Genomic DNA, 14,542 nt, shown 5'->3' with positions numbered 1-14,542 from the left:
AGGAGTCTCTAGCTCAGAGGAACGAACAGTTTACTTTGGCTTCCTTTCTCACTCATAAATCTACTTAAATTTCAAAAAACAAATCTAAAGGAGGGAGGAGGAATCTTCGCAAGTAACTCCGTAAAGATTATTTATTCAATTGAACCTAACTGTCATCCACTTACAGCCTTTCCGCTCAGTTTGTCATTTCGACGAAGGAGAAATCTTCGCAAGTAGCTCCACAAAGCATATCAAAAAACCCAAATATAAAAAGAAAGAAAAATCTTAAATAATTATCTATCTTTAGCATCAAAAAAATGCTACATCAAGAAGGCTATCACACATACTACATATACATCCTAACAAACAAATACAAAACCGTATTCTACACAGGAGTTACAAATAACTTAAAAATCCGTTTAAGTCAGCACAAAGACAACAATACAAACGGAAAGAAAACATTTACAGCAAAATACAATGCTACATTCTTACTATATTTCGAAAAGTTTGCTTGGATTCAAGAAGCAATTGTTCGAGAAAAAGAAATTAAAGACTGGCGCAGAGAAAAGAAAATCGAATTAATAAAAACTATTAATCCTGATTTGGATTTTCTTAATTATTTATTTGAATAACATTTCCAATCTTTGTAGAGCTACTTGCGAAGATTTCTCCTTACGTCGAAATGACAATATTGGGTATAATTAGAACTTAAAACTTTTATCTAAATTAAAACCAAAAGATTAATTCTGTCTGAAAAAACATATATTTGTTATTCAAAAAATAACAACAGTATTTCATTCAAAAAAGTTACCTTTGAAATATGAGCACAATAACAAAACCAAGACATATCGGTAGAAATATCAGTCGAATTAGAGAGCTTAAAGGTATGAAACAGGAAGCGCTTGCGCAGGCAATTGGCTCAAACCAACAAGCAATTTCTATTATTGAAAACAGTGAAACTGTTGATCAAGAAAGACTTGCTAATATTGCAAAAGCACTTGGCGTTACGGTAGAAGCGATTGAAAATTTTTCAGAAGAAGCGGTTTTCAATTTTTTCAATAACTTTTACGACAATAGTTCTATTAGTGGTGCACAAGGAATTAATAATAATTGCACTTTCAATCCACTTGATAAAGTTGTAGAACTTTACGAACGTTTGGTTCAAGCTGAAAAAGACAAAGTTGAATATTTAGAAAAATTATTAAAAGGAAAATAGTCCTTCAACAATATAAATTTACAAAAGCACAAATATCATTTGATTTTGTGCTTTTTTTATAAACCAAATTAAAAATAAAAAAACTACCACAATAAGCGCGTAAGCTTTTGAACAGAAAAAACTATGAGAACATTTTGCTTGATATTGATATTTCTAGGATTAGCAATAACCGGAATTGAAATTATAAATGATTTTGAAAAAACCAAGACGTTTTACGCCTCTCTAAATCCTCATAAATATTATTATAAAGATGTTTTGCATATAAATAAGGAAATTCCACCATCGTCTATTGGCAGTAACAAAACTTCTTGGATATTTTATGGTTTTTGCGAATCAGATAAATTACAAACAGGAATTTCTATATCAAAAAGCATTGTAGAAGAAAGAGCCTTTTTTGGTCAAAATAAAATTCCTATCTGGAGAATCAAAATTGCTAAAAACGTAATTCTGTACAGAAGACAAAACGATATACTTAATAATGCTTTCTCCTACGAAATGAGAGATTATTGGATTAGCACTTTATTCATATTTATGCTTACGCCTGCTTTGATTTGCTATATTATAATAAAGCATAAAACAAATAAAAACACATCAAAAGTATAGTCTTCCAAAACACCCTTTTCTATCGTAAAATCAAATTAAAATACTATTTTAGCTTTACCAAATCAATCCCCAAATCAATGAAAATTACAATTACCCTATCAACTCTACTTCTACTATTCACAACCAATTCATTCAGCCAAACCCTAGCTGATTTAAAACTAAAACCAAAAGAAATTCCGAAAGGCGGTTATATGGTAAGCGACGGGAATGTTTGCATTACGCCACAAGCCTGTAGCTTTTATAATGATATTGAAACCTACAGTAACATTGTTGGAACTGTAAAAAGTAAAGCCATACAAAGTTTTAAAAGCAAAGCAGATCGCGGCTCTATTATGTATTTTGAATTTGATCATGTTTTTAAGGGCGACCGTTTCTTGCAAGGTTTGCTTTGGGGAAAAGCAGGCGAACCAACCGATGAGCATCCGGAAGAATATGTTGTAAAAGGAAAATTTTTAATCATTTGGAGTTTGAAGGCAGATAGTCCGTTAAAAGAAAAATCGGAAACCAAAATAGAAACGCTTTTGCCATAAAAAATCAATTCAATAAAAAACGCTTTATACTTTCCATAAATAATCTTAAAAAAACAATTGTGAGAATTGAACAACTAACATTTACAAGATTTGTAGCAGCTATATCTATAGTAATTTTCCATTACGGAAAAAAAAGTTTCTTATTTAATAATGAGTATGTTTCATTTATTTTTGAACGGGCAAATATTGGAGTTAGCTATTTTTTCATCCTTTCTGGATTTGTAATGATAATTGCATATGGAAATAAAAATATTGATGCTATTGATTATTTAAAAAATAGACTTGCAAGAATTTACCCCATTTACTTTCTGGCGATAGTACTTTTAATTCCTCTTAAATACGAACTATTTGACATAATAGACTTATTACTTAATATAATAATGTTACAATCATGGTTTCCTGAAAGAGCTCTTACTGTAAATTATGTTGGATGGTCATTATCTGTTGAAATATTTTTTTATATACTTTTCCCTTTTCTCCTGAATAACCTGTATTCAAAAACAAAACTAAAATTCAATTTTATATGGATTGTATCATTTTGGATAATAAGTCAAATATTATTTCATTTCATAATGTTTGGAATCATATCACCAAAGATTTATAGTACTTCAGACATCCTTTATCATCCTATAATGCATTTAAACGAATTCCTTGTAGGCAATCTTGCAGGCTTGTTTTTTATTGATAGATTTCAATTTTACAGAAAAAATTATCTGATATTTATTATCATTTTTTTACTTGCGTTATTACTTCTTCTAAAATTTCCAATAGGACTAAATTATCATAATGGTCTAATGGCAGTAATTTTTATTCCTTTAATCTTACTCATATCATCAAGTACTGACAAAATCACAAAAGTTTTTTGCAACAAAGGCTTTCTTTTTTTAGGAGAAATAAGTTTTGGCATTTATTTGTATCAAAATTTTGTTTGGATTATTTTTTCAGACTATAGAATGAAAAAATACCTTCATTTAGATAAAGATTTAGATTATACCAGCATTTTTATGTTGCGCCTTTTAGCTTTAATATTAATTTCGGCAATAAGTTATCTATATATTGAAAAACCTATGAGAAATTTTATTAAAAGAAAAATCGGAAACCAAAATAGAAACGCTTTTGCCATAAAATAAACTTGGATAACGCTGCAAAACATGACCAAAACATACAGACAAGGCGCCATTGGCGCTTTACTTGATGAATACGAAAAAGCGATTTTAGATTTAAGTAAAACAATCTCATCTTTTAATGACACAGCAATTACGGCAACAATCAGTGATGTATCAGTCCAATCGATACTTGCGCATGTAGTTCGTTCTGGATATGCGTATGCCATGTACATTCAAAAATTGTTGGGAGAGCAAAATAGTATTCCAGATCTTGTATATAGAAAGACTGTTTCAGAATATCAAAATGACCTAACTGCATTTTTCATTTTCACTGAAAATGTTCTTAAAAATTTTAGCGATAATCAATTGGAAGAATGCAACAACGAGAAGAAAATAACGACTTCTTGGGGACAAGTTTATGATATTGAACAAATGATGGAACATGCAATTGTACATATCTTACGTCATAGAAGACAAATTGAAAAATTCAAAATTGAACTTGATACTAAATAATCAAAAAAGTTTGTTAATCTTAATCTATGAAGTTCATAGACTTCATCTGGCATTCATCATTTAGTAGTATCTTCGCGTATAAAAAAAATCATCCTAAAAATATCAAAATGAAACCGCAAGTACGAATCCTCATTTATTCAATTCTTTTCTTTTTATACCTTACTTCTACACAGCTCTTGCTTGAATTAAACGAAAAGTTTAAAGGAGATGCATTTGTAACTTTAGGAGCTGGTTTTGGCATTTTGAATCTTATTTACGCCTTTACTGCCTTAAAATGGAAACCTTTGCTTAATGTACATTGCGCGGTCGGAATTGCTGCTTTAGCAATGTTTCTGGCTTTACAGTTTACCAATTTACATTTGTTTGTCAATTATGATCCTTATCAGGTTAAAACTGCCATTTTTGCTAATGCTATTTTCTCAATTATTTTTTGGGAGATTGTGTATCAAGTTAAGATCAGAAAATCTAAATAAATATATTTTCAATTGCCTCCAGCTTTAGCTGGAAAGTCATAAAAGTCTCAAAAGGGCTTTAGCCAAAATTTATTGATTTGGCTAAAGCCCTTTTCTTTTCAACACACAACACCTCCAGCTAAAGCTGGAGGCAATTCATAAAATAATTTAAAAGGATAATATTCAACAATTCATAAAGCTATATATTTTCGTACGTAATTTTTTATATTAGCATTTTAAATTTTATCTAAGCCTAATATGAAAATTAGAACTCTACTCCTTTTATCTGTACTTGCCATTTCTTGTAAAAAAGAAACAAAAACAGAATTAGAAACTCCTAAAATTGCTTCAAAAGATTCATTGGAAGTAAATGAAAAGAAAGAGCCAGAAACACAAAAAACAGATACAATTGTACTTTCCACAAAACATAAAACCAATAAAATTTTATGCGATCTTGACGGAGATAATCTAGACGAAACTGTAGAAATCTTTAGAAGCACAAACAACCAAAAAAGCGGTTTCAAAATCACTTACGGAAACGGAAAAAGAACTGATTATTTAGGTTTTGGAAATGATATTTTAGGACAAGGTTTTGACGAAATTGATTGGGCAGGAATATTTGAAAAAGCGCCTAAAAATGAGGTTTTCTTTAACAATGTAAATGAAAATGGCGATATTATTGGCGAAGAACAAGTTGCAGAAGAAGACAAAATAAAACTGCCAAATGACGGAATCTTTATTCACGCCGAAGAAAGCTGCGGAGGCGGTATTATTTATCTGAAAAACGGAAAATACGAGTGGATTCAGCAGGAATAAACTCTTAATAGTAACTCCTAAATTCTTGAATATGAAAAGTACAGAAGAAATTGCCAATCGTTTTAGAGAAGTTGTTTTAAACGGAACTTGGATTGCAAACACCAATTTTAAAGATCAGCTTGAAAATCTGGATTGGAAAATTGCAGTTAGTCCGATTCAGGATTTAAATACGATTGCAGCTCTGGCTCAGCATGTTCATTATTACATTAATGGAATCAATCAGGTTTTTAAAGGCGGAACATTGGACATAAAAGATCAATTTAGTTTTGACTTTCCTCCTATTTGTTCGCAAGAACAATGGAACAATTTTCTAACTAAATTTTGGAATGATGCAGAAGAATTTGCTTTGCTAGTAGAACAAATGTCTGATGAAAAACTCGATGAAGGTTTGGTAGATGTTAAATACGGAACTTACAAAAGAAACATCGAAGCTATGATTGAACATAGTTATTATCATTTAGGACAAATTGTATTAATCAAAAAACAACTCACACATTAAAATTGCACATAAGCCCTTTATGAAAAAAATCACGATCTTATTACTGTTTATTGTTCTGTTTTCAAATTGCAAACCAGAGAAAAAAGATGACGTAAAAACTGCCGTTTCAAATGGAAAACCTTCAACTGAAGAACCTTTTGTCTTAACGGTTGAAAAAATCGATTCAACTCAATTTCCTGCTTCAATTAAATACGAAGGTTTTGTAAAAAATGCTGTTAGATGGAAAGATAAATTGGGCGATAATATTGTAATTACTACAGAAACTGGTTATCACATCAACAAAAAATTTACGCACGAAACAGAAGGCTCAGATGCTGAATTATTTGGGTATCATTTTATAGTTTCAGGCAATGAAGTGAAGCAAACTTGGAAAGTTTACGATTACATTTCAGATTGTCCAGTTGACATTGTTGCTTCATTTGTCAAAAACACTTTTCAAGTTACAGATTTAGACAAAAATGGAATTGCCGAAACTTGGCTCATGTATAAAACCGTTTGCCATGGCGATGTAAGCCCTTCTGACATGAAGATTATTATGTATGAAGGGAATACAAAATATGCCATGCGTGGCGAAAATAAAGTCGCAGTTGGCATTGATGACAACGGCAAAAAACAATTTGAAGGCGGTGAATATAAACTGGATGAAAACTTTAAAAAAGGCCCAAAAATCTTTAAAGATTTTGCTCTGAAATTATGGAGTGATAATGTAATTGAAACTTGGGAAAATTAATTTTTTCTTACACATCAAAATCTCCATCCTGCTCCTCAAATAAATTAGAAAAAGGCATAGTTGTTGAAAGTTAAAAAAGATATATTTACACCTTCAAAAAACACACTATGCAAAAAATTACTTTTCTATTTTCTATATTGTTTTTAGCTTTCTCATCTTGCGGAGTAAAAACAACACAATTAATGCTTAGCGATGGAAATTATGATGGCGCAATTGACCGCGCTGTTGAAGCGCTTCGCACCAAAAAAGATTCTAAAGGAAAACAAGATTATGTTTATTTATTGGAAGAAGCTTTTGCAAAAGCCAAAGATCGTGATCTTCGAAATTTGGAAATGCTGAACAAAGAAAACAATCCTGCCAATACAGAACGCATTTATAATACTTATTTACAGCTAAATAATCGTCAGGAAAAAATTCGTCCATTATTGCCTCTGCCTTTATTGAAGCAGGGAAAAAATGCTTATTTTCCGTTTGATAATTACTCGAATGAGATTGTAAACAGTAAAAATGCACTTTCGAAATATTTATATGAAAACGCTTCTACGCTTTTAAAATCGAATAACAAATTAGATTTCAGAAAAGCATACGACGATTTTGCGTACCTGGAAAGCATTAATCCAAATTACAAAAACACCAAAAAGCTGATGGATGATGCGCAGTTTAAAGGAACTGATTTTGTGGATGTTTACGCTAAAAACGAAACCGAAATGGTCATTCCAAAAATGCTTCAGGACGATTTATTGGATTTTAAAACTTACGGATTAAACGATAAATGGACGGTTTATCATAGCACTAGACAAAAAAATGTGAATTATGATTATAGTTTAATTTTGAGTTTCAGACAAATTGCAATTTCGCCAGAACAAATTAAAGAGAAAGAATTTGTGAAGGAAAGACAAGTTAAAGACGGCGTAAAAACACTTTTGGACAGCCGCGGAAGACCCGTAAAAGATAGTTTAGGTAAAGAAATTAAAGTAGATAATTATAAAACGCTTCGTGCCACGGTTTACGAATTTAGACAGTTTAAGTCTTGCCTCGTAACAGCAAAAGTCGATTATATAGATTTAAAAAGTAATCAGCTGGTGCAGACTTTCCCGATAAGCAGCGAATACGTTTTTGAAAATATTTATTCTACATACAAAGGAAACAGAGGTGCTTGTGATGATAATTATCTAGCATATTTTGACAAACGCGCTGTTGCGTTTCCGAACAACGAACAAATGGTTTATGATACTGGCGAAGACTTGAAAGCCAAGTTAAAAGACATCATTGTAAAGAATAAATTTAGACGATAATTATATAACAGGATTTATAAAGAAAAAGACGCATTTTTGATGCGTCTTTTTTTGTTTAGGTTCTTACCCATTTAAAAAAAAAATCGCGTTTTTTTATTGCGCAACCAAAAAGTTGCGTATATTTGCAACTGATTAGTTGCTAATTTATATTTAGAAAAATGAAAAGAGATATTTTTCAAGCTATTGCCGATCCGACGAGAAGAGCAATATTAGTTTTGATTTCCTCTACTGCATTAACACCAAATGCAATTGCAGAGCAGTTTCAAACTACAAGACAGGCCGTCTCTAAACACATTAAAATCTTAAATGAATGTGATTTATTGGAAGAAAAGAAATTGGGCAGAGAAATTTATTATCAGCTCAAAATTGAAAAAATGAAAGAAGTTGATCAATGGCTGGAACAATTTAAAGCAATTTGGGAACAGCGTTTTAGCCAATTGGATCAAGTATTACTAAACTTAAAATCTAAAGAAAATGAAGACTGATTTATTAATGATTTTTTCTGTAGACAAGGAAAATAAAAGAGTGAATGTAAAACGGGAATTCAACGCGCCGTTATCAAATGTTTGGTCTGCATGGACAGAACCTGAAATTCTGGATTTGTGGTGGGCTCCAGCTCCGCTAAAATCTGAAACCAAAAGCATGGAGTTTAAAGAAGGCGGACGAAGATTGTACGCAATGGTTGGTGCTGAAGGTGTTCAAGGCTGGAGTACTTTTGATTATACTTCGATTTCTCCTAAAACAAATTTTAAATACACTTCTACTTTTTGCGATGCTGACGGAAATCCAAATTCTGCTTTTGGAAGTTCTTTTTGGGATGTTTCATTCTCTAAGCAGGGAGATTCTACCATTGTTGATATTGTAATTACAAGAGACAGTTTTGAAGAACTTGAAAAAATAATCGAAATGGGATTCAAACAAGGATTTACATCAGCGATGGAAGGTTTGGATAAAATCTTAGCAGAAAAATAAAATTATTTCAACCGAATTATTATTAACGAATTAAAATCTAAAAAAAATGAAATCAAATCTTTTAATGAATTTTACTGTTGATAAAGAAAATAATACTGTCAATGTAAAACGCGAATTTAATGCTTCGCTGCCTCAAGTTTGGTCTGCGTGGACAGAGCCTCAAATTCTGGATTTGTGGTGGGCTCCTGCTCCGTGGAAATCTAAAACCAAAAGCATGGATTTTAAAGAAGGCGGACGTAGATTGTATGCCATGCTCGGGCCAGAAGGCGAAGAACATTGGGCCATTGCAGATTTTACTTCAATTAGTCCGAAAACTAATTTTAAATATCTAGATGCTTTTAGCGACAGCGAAGGCAATTTAAACAAGGAATTTCCACGCTCTGACTGGAATGTGACTTTCTCTGAAAAAGACGGATCTACTTTTGTAGATGTTGTCATCAAACATGAAAAACTATCTGACTTGGAAATGATTATTCAAATGGGATTCAAAGAAGGTTTTACCATTGCAATGGAAGGTCTAGATGCTATTTTTGCTGAAAAAGCAAAATAATTTTCAATTGTATATAAAAGGCCAAAACAAAAGAAGAATTTACTGATATTAAAGTTGTATTTTCGTTTTATAAAAACATTTTTACTTTACTATCGATGAACAAATTTTTTGCTCTGGTCTTTTTACTTTTTTCTTCTACTTTCGCATTCAGCCAAAAGAATAAAGCCAAAAACATAGAAACTTCAAAGCCTTTTGTATTGGGAGTTATTGATGAAATTCAATCCAAAGAACTAAACGAAAAAAGAATTTTAAACATTTATCTTCCTGAAGGTTATAATCCAGCAGAAGACACAAAATATCCCGTCATTTACTTATTGGACGGTTCTGCCGATGAAGATTTTATTCATATTTCTGGGCTAGTTCAGTTTAATAGTTTTGAATGGATCAATCAGGTTCCAAAATCAATTGTGGTGGGAATTGCAACTGTTGATAGAAAAAGAGATTTTACTTTTCCAACTACAATTGAAAAAGACAAAACTCGTTTTCCAACCACAGGGCATTCTGATCAGTTTATTGCTTTTATTGAAAAAGAATTACAGCCTTTTATTGAGAAAAAATACAAAACAAATGATTCTAAAACCATCATCGGCCAATCTCTTGGCGGATTATTAGGAACCGAAATCCTGCTTAAAAAGCCGACTCTTTTTAATAAATATGTTATTGTAAGTCCGAGTTTATGGTGGAACAATGGCTCTCTTCTAGATTTAGATTCTGAAATGCTAAAAGAAAATTTCAATCAGCAAATCGAAATCTATATTGCTGTTGGCAAAGAAGGACTAGCTCCAACAGCAATTCCGCATGTTATGGAAGTTGACGCCAATTTACTGGCAGAAAAACTAAAAGGATCTAAAAGCAAAAACGTAAAAACGTATTTTGATTATTTCCCAGAAGAAAACCACGGTTCGATTCTGCATACAGCTGTTTTTAATTCTTTTAAATTCTTTTACCCGAAAAGTAAAGAATAATATTTTTTACAATTATCAATTGTCAATTGACAATTGATAATTGATAATTTACCCCAGCCATCCTTCTCGATCCAAACTTCTATATTGAATTGCTTCTGCAATGTGCGATGAAACAATATTTTCAGAATGATCTAAATCGGCTATGGTTCTAGAAACTTTCAAAATTCGATCATAAGCTCTGGCAGAAAGATTTAATCTTTCCATAGCTGTTTTAAGCAATTCTTTTGAAGGTTCGTCCAAAACACAAAATTCACGAATCAGCTTACTGCTCATTTGTGCGTTGTAATGAACATTTTCAACGGTTTCAAATCGTTTGGTTTGGATTTCTCGCGCTGCTGTAACTCGTTTACGAATTTCGACACTGCTTTCTGCTTTTCGCTCATCTGATAATTTCTCAAACGGAACGGGAGTAACTTCTATATGAATATCGATTCTATCTAATAACGGACCTGAAATTTTACTCATATAACGCTGCATTTCGTGTGGCGAAGAAGTATTCGGCATGCTAGGATCATTAAAAAATCCGCTTGGGCTTGGATTCATACTTGCCACCAGCATAAAAGACGATGGATAGGTTATGGTAAACTTAGCACGAGAAATAGTTACTTCTCGATCTTCTAAAGGCTGACGCATTACTTCTAAAACATCACGTTTAAATTCTGGCAATTCATCTAAAAATAAAACACCGTTATGCGCCATCGAGATTTCGCCTGGCTGAGGATAACTTCCGCCACCAACCAAAGCCACATTAGAAATAGTATGATGCGGGCTCCTAAATGGTCTTTGATTCATTAATCCGACTTCTTTTAATTTTCCTGCAACGCTATGAATTTTGGTAGTTTCCAAAGCTTCTCGCAAAGTCATTGGCGGCAAAATACTCGGAACTCGTTTTGCCAGCATGGTTTTACCAGCTCCTGGCGGACCAATTAAAATAATATTGTGCCCGCCCGCTGCAGCGATTTCCATGCAACGCTTAATGCTTTCTTGTCCGCGCACGTCTGAAAAATCATGCTCTGGAAAATCTAGTGTTTTATAAAATTCTGCTCTTGTATCAATAACTGTGGGTTCTAGTGTTCCTTTGCCAGCAAAAAAATCAACAATTTCTTTTAAATTTTCAACTCCGTATACATCCAGACCCGCCACAATAGCTGCTTCTTTTACATTTTGAATAGGAAGAAAAAATCCTTTATAACCTTCTTCTTTGGCTTTGATTGCTATGGGCAATGCTCCACGAATAGGCTGTAAACTTCCATCGAGAGAAAGCTCGCCCATAATAATATAGCATTCAATTTCTGGAGCTTTTATCTGATCTGAACCAACCAGAATTCCCATAGCTAATGTCAAATCGTATGAAGAACCTTCTTTTCGAAGGTCGGCAGGCGCCATATTAACTGTAATTTTCTTTCCCGGAAAACTAAATCCGTTATTTTTTAAAGCAGCAGCGATTCTAAAACTGCTTTCTTTAATTGCATTATCTGGAAGCCCAACTAAATGATAACCAATTCCTTTGTCCATATGTACCTCAACTGTAATCGTTGTGGCCTCGACTCCAAAAACGGCACTTCCGTAAACTTTTACTAACATAATTATCCTTTCATTAATAGTTTTTAAAACTAATGAAAAATAATTAAATGTAAATATTTTATTACAAAATAATTTAATTCTAAAAAGACAGCTGAACTTGAATTTTAATCTCCTCTACTATTTTGCTCAAATCCAAACAATTCTGATGCGACCAAAGTTTGCTTTCAATTTCATTATTCAAAATGCAATTCTGGCATTCAATAATTTCATGAGAATATCCTTTTCCTAAAGTTGGCAAAGTAAAAGTAACTTCTTTTTCTTCATTAATAAATAAGGAATAACCGTCAGCAACATACCACGGAGCATTTAATTCTATTCGTCCCTTTGTTCCCGAAATAATAGCTTTCATGTCAGATTCGGAAACTATAGAAGCGTGCAAAATAGATTGAGCTGTTTCGTATTGCAATATCATAGAAGTCTGCAGATCAATATCGTTTTTATGTTTGATTGCCTTTGCTAAAATCTCTTTTGGTTTTCCTAATACTATATAAGATAGGAATAACGGATAAACTCCAATATCAAACAAAGCTCCTCCGCCTAGTTCTTTATTAAAAAGCCTTTTGTTTTCGGTTTCACTTCCGTGAAAGGCAAAATCGGCTTTTATATAATTTACGTCTCCAATTATTCCGTTGCCAATTTTCTGAAGAAGATCTTGAACAGAAGGAATAAATCTTGTCCAAAAAGCTTCCATAAAAAACACATTATGCTTTTTTGATGCCGCTATCATTCTTTCTGCATCTTTATAAGACAAAGACATAGGCTTTTCGCAAAGTACATGTTTACCATTTTCTAATGCTTTTATAGACAATTCGGCATGCGAATTATGAGGAGTGGCGATGTAAATAATCTCAACTTCTGAATCTTCAAAAAGCAAATCATATGAATTGTACATTCTTAAAGCATTAAATTTTCCTCCAAATTCCTCAGCTTTAGTAAGATCCCTTGAAGCAACTGCCGTCAGTTCAGCGTTTTCAATCAATAGCAGATCTGACGCAAATTGGCTTGCAATGTTTCCTAATCCTACTATCCCCCACTTAATACTTCTATTTCCCATTCTTATATTATAATCATCAAAATTGTTAAAAAGATTAAAAAATATCCACCACAACATGCAACAGATGTTTTTTAAACAACAAATATCTATTATCCTACAAAAAATAGCAATCAATTACCCTAAAAATTATCAAAAAGGATGATAAGTGAAAAAAAAATGTTGTCAAATTGTAAATTTTAAGTTTGTTTTAAGAAATTCATGCAAAATCATAGGGGTTAAATTTTAAATTTAACAAAAATAAAGCTTTAAACCCTATTTTTTTAGGGGGTATAAAATGATTTTATACTTTTATAAAAAATTTTAAAACTAAATAACTATGCGAAAAATTATTTTAAGTGTGATTCTTATCACGATTTTGGTACTAACCTTTATTTCTAACTTTATTATTGCAGACAACCCAATTCCTGCAGAAGCAGTAAAGTTTGATACGGGAGATACTGCCTGGATGATCGTTGCAACTGCTTTTGTATTGTTAATGACACCTGGATTAGGATTTTTCTACGGAGGTATGGTAGGTAAGAAGAACGTAATTAGTACTATGCTTCAAAGTTTTATGGCAATGGTAATTGTTACTATCCTTTGGACCGTTGTTGCTTTTGGATTGGCATTTGGACCAACAATAGGAGGAATTATCGGAAACCCATCTGAGAATTTGTTCTTTGCAGGAGTTGGAACCAACACAGCTTGGAGCCTTGCACCAACAATTCCATTTATTTTATTCGCATTATTTCAGGCAAAATTCGCTATCATTACTCCTGCTTTAATAACAGGTGCTTTTGCAGAACGTATTCGTTTCTGGGCTTATTTGTTATTCATGGTTTTATTCATAATCCTTATATATGCTCCATTATGTCACATGACATGGCATCCTGACGGAGTTTTCTTTAAAATGGGAGTTCTTGACTTCGCTGGAGGAACAGTAGTGCATATGAGCGCTGGATGGGCTGCATTGGCTGGAGCTATCTTCTTAGGAAAAAGAAAAGTTCAAAAAGTGAATCCTGCTAGAATTACTTATGTCTTGTTAGGAACTGGTTTACTTTGGTTCGGATGGTTTGGTTTCAACGCTGGATCTGCTTTAGGAGCTAATGGTCTTGCTGCTCAAGCTTTAGGAACCACTACTGTTGCTGCTGCCGCTGCTGCAATGGCTTGGGTTTTCCTTGATAAAATCTTAGGACATAAATTATCTGCTCTTGGAGCTTGTATTGGCGCTGTTGTAGGTCTTGTTGCTATTACTCCTGCTGCTGGTTTCGTAAGTATCCCTCACGCAATCTTCATTGGTTTATTCTCTGCAATTGTAAGTAACGTTGTAGTAAGCAAATTCCCTAAAGGAAAAATCGATGATGCTCTTGACGTATTTGCTTGTCACGGTGTTGGTGGTATGGTAGGTATGCTTTTAACTGGTGTTTTCGCTTCAAAAGCTATCAACCCTGCTGTTGGAGATAATCAAGGTTTAATCTTCGGAACTCCTACATTATTCATCAACCAATTAACTGCTTTGGTTATCGTTTCAATCTTTGCTTTTGTAGCTTCTTACGCTTTATTCTTCATCGTAAATAAAATCACTCCACTAAGAGTTACAGAAGAAAAAGAAGAACTAGGATTAGACATCTCTCAACACGGAGAATTCTTATAATAAATTAATTTTCACTTTCGCTTGATAAATAAAAAAGCACTCTAA

Annotated in this window: 18 protein-coding genes; 16 read left to right on the top strand and 2 right to left on the bottom strand. The window is 32.7% G+C overall.

Annotated elements, in window-relative coordinates:
• Positions 1 to 296: 296 nt before the first annotated feature.
• From GR162_RS20385 to GR162_RS20315, 15 genes are all read left to right on the top strand, one after another.
• Positions 297 to 611, top strand: coding sequence for a GIY-YIG nuclease family protein (locus GR162_RS20385; protein WP_160783629.1), 315 nt, complete (start codon positions 297 to 299; stop codon positions 609 to 611).
• A gap of 188 nt (positions 612 to 799) precedes the next feature.
• A complete protein-coding gene (locus tag GR162_RS20380) occupies positions 800 to 1,195 on the top strand; it encodes a helix-turn-helix domain-containing protein (protein WP_160783628.1) in 396 nt (131 codons plus the stop codon).
• A gap of 123 nt (positions 1,196 to 1,318) precedes the next feature.
• A complete protein-coding gene (locus GR162_RS20375; RefSeq protein ID WP_160783627.1) occupies positions 1,319 to 1,798 on the top strand; it encodes a hypothetical protein in 480 nt (159 codons plus the stop codon).
• Between the two features lie 77 nt (positions 1,799 to 1,875).
• Entirely contained in the window at positions 1,876 to 2,328 is a 453-nt protein-coding gene (locus tag GR162_RS20370; RefSeq protein ID WP_008462111.1) for a hypothetical protein, read from the top strand.
• A gap of 59 nt (positions 2,329 to 2,387) precedes the next feature.
• Positions 2,388 to 3,458, top strand: coding sequence for an acyltransferase (locus GR162_RS20365; RefSeq protein WP_160783626.1), 1,071 nt, complete (start codon positions 2,388 to 2,390; stop codon positions 3,456 to 3,458).
• Between the two features lie 21 nt (positions 3,459 to 3,479).
• Positions 3,480 to 3,947 (top strand): DinB family protein, encoded by a 468-nt coding sequence (locus GR162_RS20360; protein ID WP_160783625.1) that lies wholly within the window; start codon positions 3,480 to 3,482, stop codon positions 3,945 to 3,947.
• A gap of 107 nt (positions 3,948 to 4,054) precedes the next feature.
• Complete coding sequence (locus tag GR162_RS20355; RefSeq protein ID WP_160783624.1) at positions 4,055 to 4,420, top strand: hypothetical protein; 366 nt, start codon at positions 4,055 to 4,057, stop codon at positions 4,418 to 4,420.
• A 237-nt stretch (positions 4,421 to 4,657) separates the two neighbouring features.
• Positions 4,658 to 5,215, top strand: coding sequence for a hypothetical protein (locus GR162_RS20350; RefSeq protein ID WP_160783623.1), 558 nt, complete (start codon positions 4,658 to 4,660; stop codon positions 5,213 to 5,215).
• Positions 5,216 to 5,246: 31 nt separating this feature from the next.
• On the top strand, positions 5,247 to 5,714 hold the full coding sequence (locus GR162_RS20345; protein WP_160783622.1) for a DUF1572 domain-containing protein: 468 nt from the start codon (positions 5,247 to 5,249) through the stop codon (positions 5,712 to 5,714).
• A 19-nt stretch (positions 5,715 to 5,733) separates the two neighbouring features.
• Positions 5,734 to 6,444 carry a M949_RS01915 family surface polysaccharide biosynthesis protein gene (locus tag GR162_RS20340; protein WP_160783621.1) on the top strand — a complete coding sequence of 237 codons (711 nt, stop codon included), beginning with the start codon at positions 5,734 to 5,736 and terminating at the stop codon, positions 6,442 to 6,444.
• A 107-nt stretch (positions 6,445 to 6,551) separates the two neighbouring features.
• Positions 6,552 to 7,739, top strand: coding sequence for a hypothetical protein (locus tag GR162_RS20335; protein ID WP_160783620.1), 1,188 nt, complete (start codon positions 6,552 to 6,554; stop codon positions 7,737 to 7,739).
• Between the two features lie 158 nt (positions 7,740 to 7,897).
• Entirely contained in the window at positions 7,898 to 8,224 is a 327-nt protein-coding gene (locus GR162_RS20330) for a helix-turn-helix transcriptional regulator (protein ID WP_160783619.1), read from the top strand.
• Complete coding sequence (locus tag GR162_RS20325; protein ID WP_160783618.1) at positions 8,214 to 8,711, top strand: SRPBCC domain-containing protein; 498 nt, start codon at positions 8,214 to 8,216, stop codon at positions 8,709 to 8,711. The genes GR162_RS20330 and GR162_RS20325 overlap by 11 nt, the downstream gene beginning before the upstream one ends.
• Positions 8,712 to 8,757: 46 nt before the next feature.
• Positions 8,758 to 9,261, top strand: a complete 504-nt coding sequence (locus GR162_RS20320) for an SRPBCC domain-containing protein (RefSeq protein ID WP_008462096.1) — start codon at positions 8,758 to 8,760, stop codon at positions 9,259 to 9,261.
• A gap of 95 nt (positions 9,262 to 9,356) precedes the next feature.
• Complete coding sequence (locus tag GR162_RS20315) at positions 9,357 to 10,226, top strand: alpha/beta hydrolase (RefSeq protein ID WP_160783617.1); 870 nt, start codon at positions 9,357 to 9,359, stop codon at positions 10,224 to 10,226.
• A 48-nt stretch (positions 10,227 to 10,274) separates the two neighbouring features.
• On the opposite strand, the gene GR162_RS20310 is transcribed toward GR162_RS20315, so the two are convergent.
• The gene (locus GR162_RS20310; protein ID WP_160783616.1) at positions 10,275 to 11,810 is read right to left on the bottom strand and encodes a YifB family Mg chelatase-like AAA ATPase; all 1,536 of its coding nucleotides are present in this window, start codon (positions 11,808 to 11,810) and stop codon (positions 10,275 to 10,277) included.
• A gap of 79 nt (positions 11,811 to 11,889) precedes the next feature.
• Positions 11,890 to 12,864: a Gfo/Idh/MocA family protein gene (locus GR162_RS20305; protein ID WP_160783615.1), complete on the bottom strand. Its 975-nt coding sequence runs from the start codon at positions 12,862 to 12,864 to the stop codon at positions 11,890 to 11,892.
• Positions 12,865 to 13,180: 316 nt separating this feature from the next.
• Here GR162_RS20305 and GR162_RS20300 point away from each other — a divergent pair, with 316 nt between their 5' ends.
• Positions 13,181 to 14,497, top strand: coding sequence for an ammonium transporter (locus tag GR162_RS20300; RefSeq protein ID WP_160783614.1), 1,317 nt, complete (start codon positions 13,181 to 13,183; stop codon positions 14,495 to 14,497).
• The last annotated feature ends 45 nt before the right edge of the window (positions 14,498 to 14,542 follow it).

Source organism: Flavobacterium sp. HBTb2-11-1 (assembly GCF_009826975.1).
Taxonomy (GTDB): Bacteria; Bacteroidota; Bacteroidia; order Flavobacteriales; family Flavobacteriaceae; genus Flavobacterium.
The sequence above is the reverse complement of the archived record's forward strand: the minus strand, read 5'-3'. Positions and strand labels throughout refer to the sequence as shown.